At 66.4% G+C, this 19,811-nt stretch carries 10 protein-coding genes; 5 read left to right on the forward strand and 5 right to left on the reverse strand.

The features are described from left to right. Positions 1–556 precede the first annotated feature (556 nt). The 3 genes from FB559_RS20435 to FB559_RS20445 all read left to right on the forward strand — a co-directional run bounded on the left by FB559_RS20435 (position 557) and on the right by FB559_RS20445 (position 12,042). Positions 557–4,585 (forward strand): LamG domain-containing protein, encoded by a 4,029-nt coding sequence (locus FB559_RS20435; RefSeq protein WP_185792315.1) that lies wholly within the window; start codon positions 557–559, stop codon positions 4,583–4,585. Between the two features lie 72 nt (positions 4,586–4,657). Next, complete coding sequence (locus FB559_RS20440) at positions 4,658–11,413, forward strand: polymorphic toxin-type HINT domain-containing protein (protein ID WP_141957118.1); 6,756 nt, start codon at positions 4,658–4,660, stop codon at positions 11,411–11,413. Continuing rightward, entirely contained in the window at positions 11,413–12,042 is a 630-nt protein-coding gene (locus FB559_RS20445) for a hypothetical protein (protein ID WP_141957119.1), read from the forward strand. Before FB559_RS20440 ends, FB559_RS20445 begins: the two co-directional genes overlap by 1 nt. 923 nt (positions 12,043–12,965) lie before the next feature. Here the strand turns inward: FB559_RS20445 and FB559_RS20450 are convergent. Further along, positions 12,966–13,853: a LysR family transcriptional regulator gene (locus FB559_RS20450; RefSeq protein WP_141957120.1), complete on the reverse strand. Its 888-nt coding sequence runs from the start codon at positions 13,851–13,853 to the stop codon at positions 12,966–12,968. Between the two features lie 126 nt (positions 13,854–13,979). On the opposite strand from FB559_RS20450, the gene FB559_RS20455 reads away from it, so the two are divergent. Next, a complete protein-coding gene (locus FB559_RS20455; RefSeq protein ID WP_141957121.1) occupies positions 13,980–14,483 on the forward strand; it encodes a cysteine dioxygenase family protein in 504 nt (167 codons plus the stop codon). A 4-nt stretch (positions 14,484–14,487) separates the two neighbouring features. Here the strand turns inward: FB559_RS20455 and menC are convergent, their stop codons facing one another. From menC to FB559_RS20475, 4 genes are all read right to left on the reverse strand, one after another. After that, positions 14,488–15,591 carry an o-succinylbenzoate synthase gene (gene menC, locus FB559_RS20460; protein WP_141957122.1) on the reverse strand — a complete coding sequence of 368 codons (1,104 nt, stop codon included), beginning with the start codon at positions 15,589–15,591 and terminating at the stop codon, positions 14,488–14,490. Next, positions 15,588–16,349, reverse strand: coding sequence for a GNAT family N-acetyltransferase (locus FB559_RS20465; RefSeq protein WP_141957123.1), 762 nt, complete (start codon positions 16,347–16,349; stop codon positions 15,588–15,590). Before FB559_RS20465 ends, menC begins: the two co-directional genes overlap by 4 nt. Before the next feature lie 53 nt (positions 16,350–16,402). Further along, complete coding sequence (locus FB559_RS20470; protein ID WP_141957124.1) at positions 16,403–17,458, reverse strand: MCE family protein; 1,056 nt, start codon at positions 17,456–17,458, stop codon at positions 16,403–16,405. Positions 17,459–17,654: 196 nt separating this feature from the next. Next, entirely contained in the window at positions 17,655–18,878 is a 1,224-nt protein-coding gene (locus FB559_RS20475) for an MFS transporter (protein ID WP_141957125.1), read from the reverse strand. A gap of 71 nt (positions 18,879–18,949) precedes the next feature. Here FB559_RS20475 and FB559_RS20480 point away from each other — a divergent pair, with 71 nt between their 5' ends. Next, positions 18,950–19,810 carry a LysR family transcriptional regulator gene (locus FB559_RS20480; RefSeq protein ID WP_141957126.1) on the forward strand — a complete coding sequence of 287 codons (861 nt, stop codon included), beginning with the start codon at positions 18,950–18,952 and terminating at the stop codon, positions 19,808–19,810. Position 19,811: the final 1 nt, after the last annotated feature.

Raw genomic sequence — 19,811 nt, forward strand, 5'->3', positions numbered from 1 at the left:
ACAATCCCCTTTGGGACGAAGTACGCACCCGGCGCACAGATCGGCGGAACCGGCAGATCGTGACAGACCAGACGGCCGCATGCAATGTGACTCAGATCACGTTCGTCTCGGGAACTGGTAACAATCTTCGCCACTCGACCTGCGAGACCTGGGCCCGGTTCCTGGTTGCGTGTGCGGCTCATCAAGGGCCAAATGATCTCCGCAGCTCACGGCATAGACCAGCTCCTCTTGACGGAGGGCATTAGGAGAAGACGCCTGGCCTATTTGTCGGGTTTACGCGGCCCGGTGACTTTTAGCGGCCAGACAAAAGCTGGCAGCAAGTGCCGAGATCTATACGGGTCCTGGTGCGATTAGTTACTGTCCGTCCGTTTGTTAACCCCGCGCTTACTCGCTGGAGGCGGACGTGACCCGCTGGCGTCGTCCTATCGTCTCGTCCCGCCTACGCAGGAGACGGGCCCTGTCGGGTCCGGTCGCGGTCGTGGTGGCCGCGGCGATGCTGTCGGGTACTGCAGGTGCGACCCCGGCCAGTGCCGCGTCCGGGTCCGCTACTCCGCCGGTGAAGGCGGGAGAGACCGCCGCCCTGAAGCAGGCGCGCAGTTCGGGCTCTCAGGTCGAGGTCGGCGCGCTGCGGGGCGAGTCCCGCGAGGTGTACGCGCAGCCCGACGGCACATTCGAGGCGGTGGAGCACCTACAGCCCGTGCGTACCCGCCAGAACGGCAAGTGGGTCGACATCGACACGGCACTGCGCAAGCGTTCCGACGGGTCGGTGTCGCCGGGCGCCTCGACGGTGGACCTGAGCTTCAACGGCGGCGGCACCGGGCCGATGGCGACGATGGTCCGGGCAGGCCGGAAGCTGTCGTTCTCCTGGCCGGGCACACTCCCGGCACCGGTGCTGTCGGGGGCGACCGCGACGTACAAGGACGTCATCAGCGGCGTGGACCTGCAGCTGAACGCGGACGCCGAGGGCTTCTCCGACGTACTGGTGGTCAAGACCCGCGAAGCGGCGCAGGACCCGAAGCTGGCGCAGCTGAAGTTCACCACGGCCGCCACCGGATTGATCCTGAAAGAGGACGAGGCCGGTGGCCTGCAGGCGACCGACACTGGCGGCGGTGGTGTGGTCTTCGAGGCGCCCCAACCGATGATGTGGGACTCGGCCACCGGCCCGGCCGCGCCGAAGGCGACCAGAGCCATGGCCGCGGCGACCGGCGACCCGGCGGACGGAGCAGAGGGATCGTCCCACCGTGCGCCGATCGACGTCCAGGTCGGTTCGGGTGCTGTGACTCTGACACCGGATCAGACGATGCTGACCGACCCGGCGACGGCATTCCCCGTCTACATCGACCCGGTGTACAAGACTGTGAGTTCTTCGGCCAATTTGATGGTCTCCAGCGGCGGCTGGAAGGACTACAACTTCAAGGGCGACGAGGGGATGGGGTACTGCCCGTACAGCTACACGAACGACTGCGGTTCCCCGCACAAGAAGCGGCTGTTCTACCGTATGCCGACCAGCGGTTTCGGCGGCAAGACGATCCTGTCGGCCGAATTCCAGGTCAAGGAGACCTTCGCGCCGAGTTGCACCAACCGCAACGTCGAGCTGTGGAAGACCAAGACGTTCGGTACGTCCTCCACGTGGGACTCCACGAGTGACAACTGGTTGGAGAACCTGGACCACCAGAGCACCGCCAAGGGCTACTCCGGCTGCCCGGCCGGCGACGTCATCCTGGACGCCACCAAGGCCATGAAGGAAGCCGCCGCCGGCGGCTGGTCCACCCTGACACTGGGGCTGAGGGCCAGCACCGAGGACGACCAACTCGCCTGGAAACGCTTCGACGACGACCCCTCCCTGCGGGTGCACTACAACACCCCGCCGCCCCAGCCGAAAATGAGCAACCTGACGTCTTCGCCGGGTGGCGCGTGCAAGGCCCCGGCCAGCCCGGCCAGAGTCAATGTGCCGCCCAAGGCGTACGCGGTGCTGACCGACCCGGACACCGAAGACCCCAACAAGGTACGTGGCCAGTTCCAGGCGGCCTGGGATGACGGAACGGGCTGGGCGCAGCGCTGGACTTCGGCGCTGACCAGCGCCAAGGCCAGCGGCTCGACGTTCACAGCCACCCTGCCCGCCGGCATCCCGGAGAACACGCCCGTCGAATGGCACGTCCGCGCCTACGACGGCACGAGCTACAGCCCGTGGAGCTACGCGGGCAACGCCACCGGCTGCTACTTCCTCTACGACCACACCGTTCCGGCCGCGCCGGCGATCAGCTCCAGCGCCACCGACGGGTATCCCGAATCCAATCCCGACGACGAGAACGACCCCTGGTACGACGGAGTGGGTCGGTACGGGAAGTTCACCCTGACGCCCTCCGACCCCGACGTGACGAAGTACCAGTGGGGCGTCAACGGCGACCCGACCTCGGCGCATCAGGCGACCGTGACCGCGGGCGCGCCGGCCACCATCGACGTGATGCCCGAGACCGCCGGCCCGAACTACCTGAGCGTCAAGGCGATCGACGCCACCGGGAACACCAGCGCGACGGCGACCTACTACTTCCGCGTCAAGGCAGGCGCGGACGCCAAGGCCACTTACGCCCTGGACGAGCCGGTCGACTCGCCCCAGATCAAGGACACCAACGGCGCCAACCCGGCGGACGTGCACGGCGGGGCCACACTCGGCGTCGACGGCATGGTCGGCAAGGGGATGGAGTTGAACGGCACCGACGGCTATGCCTCGACGAGCGCTCCCCTGCTCGACACGACGAAGAGCTTCGCGGTGTCGGCCTGGGCACGACTCACCGCGACCAAGCCCGACCACGCCGGGATCATCGCGACGCAGGCCGGCGCGCAGAAGAGCGGCTTCGAGCTGTACTACTCCTCCGCGCTCGACCGGTGGGCATTCAACCGGTACACGAGCGACACCACCGACCAGACCCTCGTACGGGCCGTGTCGGCCACCGCTCCACAGGGCGGGGCATGGACCCATCTGGTCGGGGTCTACGACGCGGTCGCCAAGACCCTGAGCCTGTACGTCAACGGCACACTCGCACAGACCGTCCCTTACACAACCCCGTGGAACGCCACCGGCGGCCTGCAGATCGGCGTCGGGTCCTATGGCGGCGTACCCGGGAGCTTCTTCTCCGGTGACCTGGACGACGTCCATGTCTTCGACCGGGTCGTGACCGACGAGGAGGCTCGGAACCTGTTCACCCAGCGGCCGGTGGTGGCGGCCCGCTACAAGTTGAACGACGCCACCTCGACCGTACGTACGGCGAAGGCGTACTGGAAGCTGGACGAAGCCGCGGGCGCCACCCAGGCCGTCGACGCTCAGGGGGCGTTCCCGGCCGGCGCGCACGGTGGGGTGACGTTCGGGGGCACGGGCAAGGTCGGCAAGGCGATGCAGCTGAACGGCTCCACCGGCTATGCCGCGACCTCGGGACCGGTCGTCGACACCACGAAGAGCTTCAGCGTCTCGGCATGGGTCAAACTCGCGGCCAAGTCGGCCACCCCGATCATCCTCAGCCAGGAGGGCAGCCGCGGCTCGGCGTTCGCGCTGTATTACTCGGCCACCTACGACCGGTGGATCTTCAACATGCAGACCCCAGACTCGGACACCCCCACCTACATCAGAGCCCAGTCGACCCAGCCGCCGGTACTCAACACCTGGACGCATCTGACGGGCGTGTACGACTCGGACGCCCAACAGATCCGCCTGTACGCCGACGGAAAACTGCAGCAGACCGTCGCCCAGCCCAACACCTGGGCCAGTACCGGTCCATTGAACCTAGGCCGGTTCAAGACCAAGGGCACCTACGTCAGCTACCTGAACGGCGCACTCGACGACGTCCGTGTCTTCGACCAGCCCCTGACCGACTCCGAGGCCGCCCAGCTCGCCGGCGGAGCCCCGAGCTCGGTCATCACCAGCGCCGACGACACGCTCGGCGGTCACCACGTCAGCCTGTTCGGTAACGCCTACGTCGACCAGGGCCTCGGCTGGGTGGGGAACCCACCCGGCGGCATGGTGCTGGACGGCGACGGCGACTACGCCGCGACCACGGGCCCTGTCGTCCACACCGACCAGAGCTTCACCGTCGCCGGCTGGGTCCAGACCCCGGGAAGGCCGACAAAGAACGCCGCCGTGTTCAGCCAGGAAGGCAACGTCAACAGCGCCTTCACCCTCCGCTACACCCCCGACCCGGACGATCAGGCGAATGCCGGCGGCTACCAGATCGACATGCCGGACAAGGACGCCACAGGCGAGACTCATCAGGTCGCCGCACATCCCGCATTTCAGTCCAATGGCGATTGGGACCATGTCGCAATCGTCTATGACGCGTTCGCCGACGAGATGAGCCTTTACGTAAATGGCGAGCTCGAACAGAGTGAAGACGGCCCGGTCTCCTATCGCAGTAACACACTTGCATTTGACGCGATCAAGGCGTTCCAGATCGGTCGTACCAAGACTGACGGAACCTACGGCGAGTACTGGCCAGGCGTGATCGACGACGTTTGGATCCTCAATGGTGTCGCCAGCGACGATCAGATAGTAAGGCTCGCCAATGGCACCGAGCTTGCCGTCGGCGCCCTATAAGTTCGTCGATCAAATTCAGACCTGTTGGTTCAGAAGCGACGTGCACAGGCGCGGCGGTTTTCCCCGGAGGACATGGTGCGAAAGCGAGCGATGATGTCGCAGAGCGAGCTTGGGCGCTTCCGGCGCTCCGTGGCATTGGCCGTGACCGTGTTGCTGGTAGCCGTGCTCGGGCCGGGTATCCCCGCTCAAGCGGATGACGGCTCGGGCCGGCCGGGCGTGCAGCACGCCGACAAGACCGTGAAGGGGCATCAGGTCAAGACCAGGCCCCGCACGCCCGACCCGGCCACGCGGAAACAGGCGGCGCCGAAAGCCGCCTGGCCCAAGTCGGGGCGTGCCGAAGTCGCTTTGCCGACGGGTCGGCCGAACGCCGGAGCCGTACGGGCGGGCGACTTGCCGGTCTGGGTTGGTGCCCCGGCGAAGGCCGCCAAGTCCGAGGTGGCGCAGAGCCCGCCGCAGCGAGTCAAGGTCAGTGTGCTGGACCGCAAGTCGTCACAGCGTGCCGGAGTGAAGGGGCCGTTGTTCACGATCGCGCGTTCGGACTCAGGGCCGTCCATTGGTCGGGTGGGCGTTCAGCTGAACTATTCGAGCTGGGTGAACGCTTTCGGCGGCTCGTATGGATCCCGACTGCGTCTGGTGCAACTACCGGGCTGCGCGCTCAGCACGCCGCAGCGTCCGGAGTGTGCGAAGGCGACGCCGCTGGCCACCCGTAATGACACTGCGGCGAAGGTCTTGACGGCTGATGTCGATGCCGCCCCCGCCGCGGCCGGTGCGACCCTGCTGGCCGCGACCGCCGGGGCATCCAGCGACAAGGGGGACTACACCGCGACCCCCCTGTCGGCTTCGGCGACCTGGCAGGTCGGTACCCAGACCGGGGACTTCACCTGGACCTATCCGATGCGCGTGCCACCGGTACCCGGGGACCTGACGCCGAAACTGTCGATCGACTACTCCTCCGGCTCAGTGGATGGCCGTACCTCCAACACCAATGGGCAGCCTTCCTGGATCGGTGAGGGCTTTGACCTGTGGTCGGGATATATCGAGCGACGGTACAAGTCATGTGGCGACGACGGTGCTCCGAAGGATGAGTTCGGTAATGAGCCCGGCGATGAATGCTGGGGATATGACAACGCCACGATCAGCCTGAACGGTAAGGCCGGTGAGCTCATCCCTGCCGGAGGCGACACATGGCGGATGAAGGACGACGACGGCACCCGCATCCAGAAACTCACCGGTGCCGACAACGGTGACAACGACGGTGAGTACTGGAAGGTCACCACCCCTGACGGTGTCCAGTACTTCTTCGGAAAGGACCGCCTTCCGGACTGGACCTCCGGCAAGCCGGAAACCGGATCGACGTGGACGGTTCCAGTGTTCGGCGACGATTCGGGCGAGCCATGTCACGCCGCGGCATTCGCAGACTCGTGGTGCCAGCAGGCATGGCGCTGGAACCTGGACTATGTCCTGGACCCGCACGGCAACGCGGTCACCTACTACTACACGCCGGAGACGAACCACTACGCCCGCGACCTGAAGGCCTCCGACGGCACGGTGTACACCCGGGGCGGTTACTTGGACCACATCGAGTACGGCCTGCGCTCTGATGATCTGTTCGCCAAGGCTCCGGCGCTGGTGAACTTTGGAGTCTCCGAACGCTGCATCCCGGACACGGACTTCGACTGCGCACCCTCCAAGATCGGTGACAACCCCGACCAATGGTGGGACGTGCCCTGGGACCAGAACTGCGACGCCGGCACCGACTGCAAGGACAGCGACCTCAACACCATCAAGGCATCGCCCACGTTCTGGTCGCGCAAGCGCCTGACCAGTGTGACCACCCAGGTTCTGAAGCCCGACGCGTCCGGCTACCGGGACGTGGACTCGTGGGCGCTGACACAGGCGTGGGGGCTGGCCGACGTCGACCGGGATCTACTGCTGGGCTCGATCACCCATACCGGTCTCGCGGGGAAGACACCGGTGACCTTGCCGCCGGTCACTTTCAACCATGTCCAGTTGGCGAACCGGGTGGACAAGCTCGGCGACGATGTCGGCCCCTACATCAAGTACCGGCTCGGCACCGTCTTCGACGAGTCCGGCGGGCAGATCGACGTCAACTATTCGACCCCCGAATGCACGACTGACGCACTCCCGACCCCGGAGACCAACACCAAGCGTTGTTTCCCGACGTACTGGGTGCCCCCGGACGGGTCAAAGGATCCGAAGATCGACTGGTTCCACAAATACGTGGTCGCCCAGATCGTTCAGAGCGACCGCACCGGTCACGCACCCGACATGGTCACCAACTATGACTACCAGGGTGGAGCCGCCTGGCATTTCGACGACGATGACGGGCTGACCAAGGAGAAGTACAAGACGTGGTCGCAGTGGCGCGGTTACGCCACCGTCAGCGTCCAGTCCGGCGGCGACAACGACATGCAGACCCAGACCGACCACCAGTACTTCCGCGGCATGGACGGCGACCGCCTCGACAAGGACGGCGGAAAGAAGGACGTCACCGTCTCCGACGGGGAGGGTGGTACGTACCCCGACGCGGATGCGCGCCAGGGCTTCGAGCTCAAGACCACCAACCATCTCAGTCCTGGCGGGGCCGTCACCTCCAAGGCCATCAACACCGTCTGGACGCACCAGACCGCTGAGCGCGTACGGTCCTGGGGTACCACCACCGCGAACCTCACTGGCACCGCCAGCACCCGTACGCTCACCGCCCTGGACGGCGGGAACTGGCGGGAAACACTGGTCAAGAACACTTTCGACGACACCACTGGCCTCAACACGCAGGTCGACGACCAGGGGGACACCTCCACCGCCGCCGACGATCAGTGCACCCAGACCGATTACGCGAGCAACACCACGGCGTGGTTGCTCAACACTCCCAGCCGGGTCGAGACCGTCGCCGTCAACTGCGGGGCCCAGGTCAGCCGGCCCGCACAGGTGATCTCTGATGTTCGTACCTACTACGACGGAGGCGCCTTTGACGCCGCCCCCTCAAAGGGGGACATCACCAAGGTCGAGAAGGTCGCCGACTACAACGGCGGGACGCCCGTCTACGTCACCGACGCCGCCAGCACCTACGACGCGTATGGCCGGACGGCGACCGTCACGGACGCGACCGGGCACATCAGCACGACCACCTATACGCCGGCCACGGGCCTGCCGACCTCGTCGAAGGTGACCGGTCCTCCGGTCAAACCCGGTGATTCCAGTACAGCGCTGTCCACCACCAACGACCTGGATCCCGCCTGGAACCTGCCAACCTCGAATACCGACGCGGGTAGCAAGCGCACCGACGTCGAATACGACGCGCTCGGCCGTCTGATCAACGTGTGGCTGCCGAACACCTCCAAGACGGCTGGCGATGTCCCCAACCTGGCGTACACGTATCTGATCAGCAGCGGCGCACCTGTCGCCGTACGGACCAAGACCCTGCGACCCGACGACAGCCAGATCACCAGCTACGTGTTGTACGACGGGCTGCTGCGTCCCCGGCAGTCCCAGGAACTTGGTCCTGACGGTGGCCGGCTGATCACCGACACCTTCTACAACTCCCAGGGCAAGACCGCCCGCAGTTACGCGTCGTACTACGCGGCCGGAGCCCCTGACAGTGCGTTGTTCGGAATTGACACGCCCGGGGACGTGGAATCCCAGACCGCTTACGACTACGACGGCCTCGGCCGCGTCACCACCGAACGCTTCCTCATCGGCGGGGGAGCCGGTCAGGAGAAATGGCGGACCACCACCACCTACTCCGGCGACCGGGTGACGGCCGATCCGCCGACCGGAGCCACCCCCACCACCACGATCAGCGACGCGCGTGGCAACGTTACCGAGGTCCGTCAGTACAAGGCCGGATCCCCGACCGGCGATTTCGACGCGACGAAGTACACCTACACGCCGGCGGGCAAGCCGGCCACGGTCACTGACGCGGCCGGTAACAAGTGGACGCATACCTATGACCTGCGGGGCCGGGAAATCCGGACTGATGACCCGGACAAGGGCACCACGACCACCAGTTACGACGACCTGGACCAGGCGACATCCACCCAGGACGCCCGTGGGAAGAAACTCTTCTTCACCTACGACTCGATCGGCCGTAAAACCGAAGAACGGCAGGATTCCGCGAGCGGCACGCTTTTGACCTCGTGGTTGTACGACACGATTCGCAAGGGACAGCTGACCAGCGTCACCCGCAATATCGGTGGTGCGAGTTACGTCGCGACGAATAATGCCTATGACAATCTGAACCAGCCGACCCGTACCACCTACACCGTTCCATCGGTGACCGGTGAGGAAAAGCTCGCAGGTAGCTATCAGTACAATACCCGCTACAACCTCGACAACACCGTCCAGTCAACCAGCTTTCCCCTGGTCTCCCAGGCATCTGGCATGCCGGCCGAAGTCGTCGCCTACTCCTACGACGAGCTCCGCCGGCCGACCACCACGACCGGCAACTCCACCTACGTCACCAAGTCGCTGTACTCCCTGACCGGCAAGCCCGAGCAGTATGAGTTGTCGACCGGTGCGAAGAAGACCTGGCTCACATACTCCTACGAGTACGGCACTCAACGGCTCGCAGAATCCCGCACCGAGCGCCAGGACATCGCCGGCGTCGACCGGGATGCGAAGTACACCTACGACGACGCGGGCAACGTCACCTCGGCAACTGATAGCTCGCGGGCCGGCACCGACAGTCAATGCTTCGCCTATGACTACCTCCAGCGCCTCACTGATGCCTGGACACCGACCGGTGCATGCGGCACCGCACCGGCCAAGAACCTCCTCGGCGGACCGGCACCGTATTGGACCAGTTACAGCTACGACCCGACCGGCAACCGCACCAGCGAGACCCAGCACGGCACCAACGCGGTCGCGGCCGACACCACCCGCACCTACACCTACCCCGCCCCCGGGCACGGCCAGCACCAGTTGCAATCGGTCACCCAGACCGGCGCGGCCGGTAGTCGCACCGACAGCTTCGGCTACGACGCGACCGGCAACATCACCACACGCGCCGTCGGCGGCCGCAATCAGACCCTGACCTGGGACAGTGAGGGGAATCTGGCCACCACCGCCGAAGCGGCAGGCACCACCGGCTATGCCTACGACGCCGACGGCAGCCGTCTGCTGCGCCGCGACCCGACCAGCACCACTCTGTACCTGCCGAACATGGAACTGCGGCTGGACAAGACCACCAACACGGTGTCGGGCACCCGTTACTACAGTCACGCCGGCGCACTGATCGCGACACGCACCGCAGCGGGTGTCCAGTTCCTGTCCTCCGATCCTCATGGCACCGCCGAACTTTCGGTCGACGCCGCCACGCAAGCTGAGGCCCAGCGTCGTTTCACGCCGTTCGGACAGTTCCGCGGTAGTCCCAGTGGCATATGGCCTACGGACAAGGGCTTCGTCGGCGGAACCATCGACCCGGACGGCCTGACCCATCTCGGCGCTCGCGAATACGATTCAGACACCGGCCGGTTCATCTCCGTTGACCCGCTCTTCGACCAGGACGACCCCCAGTCCTGGAACGGCTACGCCTACGCCGATGACAACCCGGTGACCGGCAGCGACGCCGACGGGACGCACCTGTGCGGTGGCAACTGGGTCCAGGCCGGGTGCGATGGGCCCTTGCCGGGTGCGGACAATTCCTCGTCGAAAGGGGAGATGCCCCCGTCGAGCGTCGGTGGTGGCGGACCTCCTCGGCTGCCGCTCGGGATCCGCACTGTCTACGCGCGCAACTGGCAGATAGTGATGCTGGCGCTGCAGAAAGTGCAGAACAAGCAGCAGTACAAGGACATCGCGGATCGCATCTGGTCGTGTTATGGGGACATTTCGACGTCGCACTGTGGCGGCTTGGTCGCGATGGAGTCGATCAAGTTCGCCAACGCGGTCTGCAAGCAGTCGGGTATCTCATGCGGGGGGCCGACAACGGGTGGCCTTGAGTACGCGATGCGCCACTCTGATGGTTTGCTGCTGGGTTTCCGCGAGGGGAACACCGGGCTTGACGCGGGCAAGCTACGGAGCGCCCAGGGCGAGCCGGTGTCGGAGGCTGGCGTCCGTAACCCGGACAAACCGGCGCCGAGCTGTTCGGTCAACAGTTTCGTCCCGGGGACGCAGGTTCTCCTAGCCGACGGGGTTACCAAGCCGATTGAGCAGGTCAAGGTCGGTGACAGGGTCCTCGCTACTGACCCTAAGACCGGCAAGAGTCGCGCTGAGCCGGTCATCGCATCGTTCGGCGGCACCAACTACAAGAACCTTGTGCGCATCACCGTCGACACCGACGGTGACCGAGGCCACCACACTGGCATCGTCACCGCCACCGAACACCACAAGTTCTGGAACCAGACCAAGCATGCCTGGACCCGCGCCGACCACCTCACCATCGGGACCACACTCCACATCGCCGACGGTACGCCGGTCCGCATCATCCGTGTCGCCGCGTATCCAGGCCACCCAGCCGTACGCGATCTCACCATCGCCAGTCTGCACACCTACTATGTAGAAGCAGGCACCGCACCCGTCCTCGTACACAACACGGATAGCTGTCGGACTGCCTCAAAGTATGAGGACGTCACGAATCCTGGCGCCCGCATGCCGAATAAACGTATTGATGTCGGCCCCACTGAATTCGGGCGGAACCTTGAGGGAAACGGTTGGAGCCGTGTGGAAAAAGATTGGGGCACCGTGTACGAGAAGGAGGGGGCAAGATATCAGCTTCGTGATCATGCGAAGACCCACGAAGGGTGGACGGCCGAGTTCTTCAAGTCCGGGTCCAAGAAGGCCGATCTCAAGATCAGGCTGGGGGAGGACTGATGTCGGAAACTAGTTCGATCGTCGATCGCAACGGATACATATCGGTTCGTTCGCATGCGGCCGCGGTCTTTCACCTTGATGCCAGGTTGCCTAATCAGGTCTTCAAGAAGGATGTGAGCGATTCTCTCTTCTGTGAGTATGATGCAATCCTCGCTCCGGATTTTTGGCCGACCTTTTGTGCGATGGCGCGCTGGCATGGCGACCAGCGGGTCGAACTGCTTGTTCTGGAACCCGATTGCGATACATACTATTATTCGAAATATCGGATCTATTCGGCAATTTCTCTTTCTGTCGAAGCCGGCGTGGACGACTACTGGGCGGCGATCGGTTATGAACCGCTCGGCGATACCTATGCGTCTATGGCAATCACAGCGAACGTCATCGCTGTTACTGGAGCTTCTGGAGGGTGGGGCTGCTGGGGGGAAAGGGAATCCGAAGTTGCGGTTTTTTGCGGCTTCCCAAATTCCTCTACCCGAAGCGAATGGCGTGCCCGGTTTGGTCCATTCCTGGAGGTGTCGGGTGCATTGAATTCGTATTTTCCATGGACTTTTAGAGGTCGCGCCGCGCCGGATGGCTACGCTGCTACGCTGACCGCCAACTACGGCCCCTCGACTAGTCCACCTTCATGAGATCACGAAGGCCGTCTACGTCACTCGGAAAGAACCCTTCCGGCGCTGACTCCTGCGCCGTGGGGGAGACCTAATAATGGGACTATGCGGGTTTCGGCTCTCTTGCTCTTTCGGTGGTAGCGGAGAGTGTCGATCTGGCGCGCTGTGACGAGCAGTAAGCCGGTGGGGTCATCAGAGAAAATAATCGTTGATAGGGCTTGAATGTCATGAGCGAGCCTGGCACGGACAACGGATTTCCCTCTCTGTATCCGACGCTGGATGACCTGTACGCGACCTTCGACCCAAGCGCCGGTTCAGAGAATCGGAGGTCGAGTCGTCGTGACGTCCGGCTCCCTCTACTGTCGGGTGAAGCTGACTTCGACTCGACGATGACGAATGCGCTGAAGGTGGCCTCGTGGGGAGCGGGTCGCGATTCAGGTGTTCATGCGCGCATGGTGGCGTGCGACGCTGTCGAGGTTCCCGCGACGTCTGGACGTGCTTGAATTTTTGAGTATTGCCGGGATCATGCGAATTGATGTCCACCCCTACCTGTCGTATTGGGCGAGTCGTGCGGATGAGCCCGCGGTGCGCCATCTCGCTTGGCTGGTCATGGGTTTCACTGTCCATAGTGCGTCGAACGACAAGTGGTATGAAATACTTGACAGTTGGATCGACGGCTAGAGCCAAGGCGAATGCTGGAGGACGCCTTGGCTGCCGGTCCGGATGCCGAGGTGCCCCGGGAATTCTCCACTGTCAGGGACGTACTAAGGTCGTGGAGGGAGTCTTCGCAATAGCGGCTGCCCTGGCCTGCGGGGTGGCCGTTCGCCGGTGGCTGTCGGTCCTGATCCAGATCGACAAACACGTCTCCGCGCATCTGCGGATCCACTCGGTCGTGGACAACTACGACATCCAAACGATGACCCCAAATACGACCGCGGAATGGCTTACGGGTCGCCCATCGCCGTGCCCGGCGTCGCGAGGGCGTCGAGCAGGGCCGACGTGGCGGGTGGTTCGGGTGGCGCGCCGTACGTCGCGGCGAGTACGTACCGCGTTGATCCGGGCAGGACCACGCTGTGCACTGAAGGGTTGCGGGCCGCCGCCAGCGCCAGGCCCGGCAGGGTCGTTACGCCCAGGCCGGCCGCCACCATGGCCTGGACGGCCACGAAATCGTCCGTCGTGAAGGAGATCTTCGGGTCGAAGCCTGCCCGCGAGCACATGTCCAGCAAATGCAATCGGCAGCGGTCGCAGCCCGCGATCCATTCAGCGTCAGAGAAAGCGGCCAGGTCGGGCGAGGTTTCCAAGGCTTCCGACGCAGTGACCAGGTAGCTCGGCTCGTCCAGCAACCGGCGCGTGGTGATGCCGTCGTCCTCGCCCTCCAGGTCGTACCGGAAGATCACTGCGACATCGACGTACCCGGCGCGCAGCATGCGGACGGCCTCCGGTGGTTCGGCCTCGGACAAGCTCACCTGAAGCCCCGGATGGCGGGCGGCCAGCAGCGCTGCCGCTCGCGGGACGAACGTTCCCAAAGCTGACGGGAACGCCGCCAGCCGAACCCGTCCCTGGCTCAGTCCGACATGCGCCGAGAGCTCGGCCTCGGCCGCATCAAGGCGACCGAGGATTTCGGCCCCGCGCTCGGCGAGCGTCCGGCCGGCCTCGGTCAGCCGGATGCCGCGCCCGGCACGCCGTACGAGCTGGGCGCCCGTCTCGGCCTCCAGTCGCGCGAGGTGGTGGCTCACCGACGGCTGCGAGTAGTGCAGCTCCTTCGCCGCGGCGGTCACCGACCCGGTACGAGCGATCGCTACCAGCACGCGAAGGCGGGAAACATCCAGCACAGGCCCAATCTATCAACGGGGTCTATGGAAAGACGCAGATGTTGGCATTGGACCGATGAGTGCCCCGCGCGGGACCCTGGAGACGTGAAAGACGCAACGCTGACGTGCGGAAACCTACGACCGGGCATGGCAGATCTCGTGGCGGGCGTACGCACCGCTGTGGGGCGCCACCTCGGCTGGCGTGAGACCTCCGTGCTCGTCGCCGGCGAGTTGCGGCGGCATCTGCCGACCCCCGACGTGCTCACCGCCGAGGAGCGCCAGGGTGACCCGGACTTCTACCAGACCCACACGCTGTACGTGGAGCCCGACGGTGCGTTCTCCATCGTCGCCGTGGTCTGGCGGCCCGGTCAGGTCACGCCGATCCACGACCACGTCACCTGGTGCGTCTTCGGCGTTCTCCAAGGGGTCGAGCACGAGGAGCTGTTCGTCCACGAGGGCGACCACCTGCTCAGTGTCGGCGTGAACGACAACCTCGTAGGGGAGGTCAGTGGCTTCGCGCCGCCCGGTGACATCCACCGGGTGCGCAACTCCGGCGACCAGACGGCGGTCTCGGTCCACGTCTACGGCACCGACATCTCCCGCATCGACTCCAGCGTGCGCAGGGTGTACGACCTCCCGGTACGCGGCTGAACCCTCAGGAATCCAGGCGCACCAACTGCGAGGACTCCGTCAGCTCGTCGAGGTAGTCCATGATCGGCGACACCCCGAGGCCAGGCCCGGACGGGACGGTCATCAGGCCGTCGACCAGGCAGAACGGCTCGGTGATGTCCCGGGTGTAATACCGCGAAGAGGCTGAGACGTCTCCAGGCAGTGTGCAGCCGGGCAGTGCCGCGAACGCCAGGTTGGCCGCGCGGCCGAGGCCCGTCTCCAGCATCCCGCCGCACCACACCGGCACGTCGTGCGCCATGGCCACATCATGGATCCGCCGCGCCTCCAGATAACCCCCGACCCGGCCCGCCTTGACGTTGATGATCGAACAGGCGCCCAGGGACAGGGCATCGGCGGCGGCGCGGGCCGACACGATCGACTCGTCCAGGCAGATCGGTGTCCGCGCGACCGCGGCCAGCTGAGCATGGCCGAGCAGGTCGTCCTCGGGCAGCGGCTGTTCGATCAGCAGCAGGTCGAAGGGGTCCAGACCGGCGAGGTGCCGGGCGTCGGCACGCGTGTACGCGGTGTTCGCGTCGACCTGGAGCAGGATGTCGCCGAACCGTTCGCGTACGGCGCGTACCGGCTCCAGGTCCCAGCCCGGCTGGATCTTCAGCTTGATGCGGGCGTACCCCTCGGCGAGGTAGCCGTCCACGTGGTCCAGCAGCTCCGGGATCGAGTCCATGATCCCGACCGAGACGCCGGCCGGCACCCGGTCGTGGATCCCGCCGAGATAGGCCGCGTACGACATGCCGGCCCCCCGCAGCTCCGCGTCCAGGACCGCCATCTCGACGGCGGCCTTGGCCATGGGGTGCCCCTTGACCGGAGCGAACGCCGGGCCGAGCGCGCGGGCCGTGACGTCCGAAGGCAACCGGGGGAGCAGGAAATCGGTGATCACTTGCGCGGCGCCGGAAACGTACTCGGAGGAGTACAGCGGCTCGTCGATGGCCACGCACTCTCCCCAGCCCTCGGCCGACGTGCCGAGCACGCGGACGAGCAGTACCGAACGCTCGGTCTCGGTCGCGAAGGAGGTACGGAACGGGGAGACGAGCGGAAGACGGATGCGCCGCAGCTCCACGGCCGACAGCTTCATGAGCGGACCTCCAGGAGGTAGTGGCCGGACCGGGTGAAGCCGGTGACGCGGTATCCGGCGGCCAGCGCCCCGCCGAGCGAGGCGCGCTGGGCCCGCCGCCAGGCGAGCGCGAGCGGCGGATCGGAGGCACGCAACGCGGCGATGTCGGCAGGCGTACCGACCGCCAGCCGTACGGCCCCGGCCGGATCGTGGGAGAGCGGACGCCCGTCAGCATCCGAGGTGAGCACCGTGAACGTGTCAACCTCGACCGGGGGAGAAGGGATGCCTTCGAGAGCCGCCGCCACCTCCGGACTGTCCAGGTCCCAGACGAGGAGCAGGCGGTCGCTCGGGTCGCCGGCGTTCAGCTCGTCCGGCATCTCGCCGTAGAAGTCGGGCAGGTACTCCGTCGCCCGCGCGGCCAGCTTGACCAGGTTGAAGTACGCGTTGCGCCTTACCAGCGGGTCGAAGGTCCAGCTGATCGTGGAGATGCCCCGCGCGAGCGCCCACGAGCGCTGGTGGCGCTTGATCGCAAAACCCGCGCCCTTGCCGCGAGCCGAGACACCGGTGATGTGAGAGTGCAGCCCGCCATCGGCGGTCGGGAACGCCGCGCAGGCGCCGACCATCGCGCCGCTCTCGTAGACGCCGGAGATGTAGCCGCCCAGGAACCGCAGGACGCGCATCATCTCGTACGGCATCGGGTCGGTCGGCCGCCAGATCCCGGCGAGCAGCTCCGAGGCCGCACGCAGGTCGTCCGTGGTGGTCAGCTCGCGTACGTCCATATCCCGATGGTGCCGTGTCCACGGACCGGACGGCCAACCGGGCGGCCTGCGAGCTACTTGATGATCGGCAGCGGGTTGCCGTTGGACGGGGGTGCCGGGGTCGAGGGGGCCAGCGGGTTCGACGGCGGGATCTTGGTCTGCTTGCCGGACCCGCCGGGGATGTTCACCGACGCGGGCAGCGGGACGATGTTCTGCAGGTAGACGTCGAACCATCGGCCGGTGCCCGTCACGTCGGCGAACTGGCTCGTGAACGGGGCCATCAGCTTGAAGGTCTTGTCGAGGTTCGTCTGGTTGCGGTTGAGGATGTCCACGACATTGTGGAGGTTCTTCAGCGCCGGGTTCAGCGTCGCCTGATTCTCCTCGATCGTCCCGGTGATCTGCTGGGACAGGGAGACCGTGCCGGTCAGCAGCTGGCTGATCACCTGGCGGCGGGCGTTGATCTCCTGCAGCAGCAGGCCGCCGTCGTTGACGAGGGTGGCGAGGTCGCCGCTGCGGTCGGCCAGCAGCTTCGTGACGTTGCTGGAGTGCTTGAGCAGCTCGTTCAGCTCGTCGTCGCGTGAGGCGACCGCGCGCGAGATCTTCTGCAGTCCGGCCAGGGTGCCGCGGACGTTGGCCGAGGACCCCTGCATGGTCTGCGACAGCGTGTCGAACGACTTGGCCAGCTGCTTGGTGTCGATCTTGCCGAGCTGGGCGCTGGCGTCCTGCAGCGCGGGCACCACGTCGTACGGCGCGGTGGTGCGCGACACCGGGATCTCCTGGTGCGCCGGCTGGCGGCCCGGACCCTTGGGCTCCAGCGCCAGGAAGTGCGACCCCAGCAGCGTCTTGATCTTGATCTGGATGCGCGTGCCGGTCCCGAAGGGCGTGCCGCTGGTGAACTTCACCTTCACGTGGTCGCCCTCGAGGCCCACGCCCTCGACCTTGCCGACCTTCACGCCCGCGATGCGCACCTCCTCGCCCGCCTTGAGCCCGGCCGCCTCGCTGAAGGCGGCGGAGTAGGTGGTGCCGCCCTCGAAGTGCTGGAGGTTGAAGGCGAGCAGCGCCATCAGACCGACGGTCGCCAGCCCGGCGATACCGATGGGCAAAGGGTTGCGTTCCCGGAATGGGCGCATCTGCGGGGGTACCTCGCGGTGGGATTTTGGTGCGTGCGACGCGTTGGGGGACGTGGCTCCCCATCGCGTCTGTGAACCCTACTGACGCGTATTTTCTCACGACAAGAACGTGAGCCCGGCAAAATGCGTAAGAAAGTCGCCACTCTGCGTCGCTGCAGGTCAGCAATGCCTTACTGACCTGGGCAGGTGACGCACATCACGCTTCCCGAACGCGGGAGGCCACCACGGAACGGATGCCCGCCGCCGCCAACAGGGCGACCGAGATCAGGATCAGGCCGTATGCGACGGTCGCCGGCCAGTGTCCGTGCTGGTAGGCGAGGCCGCCCGCCGATCCGCCGACACTGCTGCCGAGGTAGTAGGAGAACAGGTAGAGCCCGGAGGCCTGTGCCCTGCCGGTGGCCGCGCGCCGCCCGACCCAGCCGCTCGCGACGGTGTGCGCGGCGAAGAAGCCGGTCGTCATGACCATGAGCCCGGCGGCCACGGCGACCAGTGAGCCAGCCAGGGTCAGCAGGAGCCCGGCCGCGGCCACGGCGCAGGCTCCCAGGAGTACGGGGCGGCGTCCGACCCGGTCGGCGAGCGAGCCGGCGGCCGGCGAGCTGAACGTGCCCGCGAGGTACATCACGAACACCAGCGTGGCCACCGACTGCGGCACGCCGAACGGCGCCGCGATCAACCGGTACCCGAGGTAGTTGTAGACGGTGACGAACATCGACATCAGCGCGATGGCGACCAGGTAGAGCCGCCGCATGCCCGGGTCGGCCAGGTGCCGCAGCAGCGAGCCGCCGTGGGCGCGCGAGGGGGTGAAGAACCGCGAGCGTGGCAGCAGCGCCCAGAACGCCAGGCTCAGCAGCATCGTCACGAGCGCGGTCACGCCCAGCGCCCAGCGCCAGCCCGCCAGGTCGGTCACGAAACCGGGCAGGAGACGCCCGGCGAGCCCGCCCACGGTGTTGCCGGCGATGTAGCGCCCCATCGCGCCGCCGAGCGCCTCGGGGTGCACCTCGTCGGCCAGGTAGGCCATCGCCACCGCGGGGACCCCCGCCAGGGCGATCCCCTGGAGCGTGCGCACGGCGACCAGGGCCGGGAACGACGGGCACAGCGGCAACAGCAGGCCGAGTGGCGCCGCGACTGCCGAGGAGACCAGCATGACCCGCGTACGGCCGAAGCGCTCCGACAGCGAGCTGACCGGGATCACCGCGAGCGCGAGCGTCCCGGTGGCCGCGGAGACGAGCAGGCTGGAGGCCGTCGGAGAGACGCCGAAGGCATGGGAGAGCACCGGCAGCAGGGCCTGGGTGCAGTAGAGCGACATGAACGTCGTCAGCCCCGCGACGAACAGTGCCAGGTTGACCCGGCGCAGTTCGCGCGAGCCTCTGCGGTACCGCTCGGCCGGGGGCAGGGGGGCGGGAGCGAGCGACCGGAGCATGCACTCCACACTGCGCCGGTGGCGTTGATGCGTCCAATGAAACTTTTACGCGAAAACTATGCTTGGTGAGCATGGACCTGACTACGGTTCGCTGGTTCCTCACCGTCGCCGCGGTCGGCAACGTCACGCGAGCCGCCGCCGAGCTACGGATCTCCCAGCCCGGCCTCTCCCGCGCCATCGCCCGCCTCGAACGCGAGCTCCGCGCGCCGCTCTTCGACCGCGAGGGCCGTACGCTCCGGCTGAACCGCTACGGCGAGATCTTCCGCGAGCACGCCGAACGCCTGGTCTCCACCGAGGACGCGGCACGCCGGGCGCTCGCCCAGGCCGCCGACCCCGACCACGGCGAGGTCGGTCTCGCCTTCCTGCACACCCAGGGCACGGTGCTCGTCCCGGAGCTGCTCCGCAGCTACCGGACCGAGCACCCGCGGGTGACCTTCCGGCTGACCCAGGGCAGCTCCGAGCGCATCGAGGAGGCCGTCTCCGGCGGGCACGCGGACATGGCGATCACCTCCCCGCGCCCGGAGGGCCTGGCCTGGCATCCGCTCAGCACCGAACGGCTACGCCTCGCCGTGCCCGCCGACCACCGGATCGCCGGCCGCGCCGAGGTGGACCTCGCGGAGGTCGCCGCCGAGCCCTTCATCGTGATGCGCCACGGCTACGGCCTGCGGTCCATCACCGAGGAGCTGTTCCACGCCGCCGGCGTACGGCCGGAGATCGCCTTCGAGGGCGAGGAGGCCACCACGCTGCGCGGCCTGGTCGCCGCGGGTCTCGGCGTCGCGGTCGTGCCTCCCGGCGATCCCGTCGCCGGGGCAGAGGAGGTGGTCATCGCGGGCGCGCGGCGCACGATCGGCCTCGCCTGGGTGGCCGATCGCACCCGTACGCCCGCGGTGGAGGACTTCCGCCGTTTCGTCATCCGGCGCTCGGCGCCATGAG

The sequence above is a fragment of the Actinoallomurus bryophytorum genome (assembly GCF_006716425.1).
Taxonomy (GTDB): Bacteria; Actinomycetota; Actinomycetes; order Streptosporangiales; family Streptosporangiaceae; genus Actinoallomurus; species Actinoallomurus bryophytorum.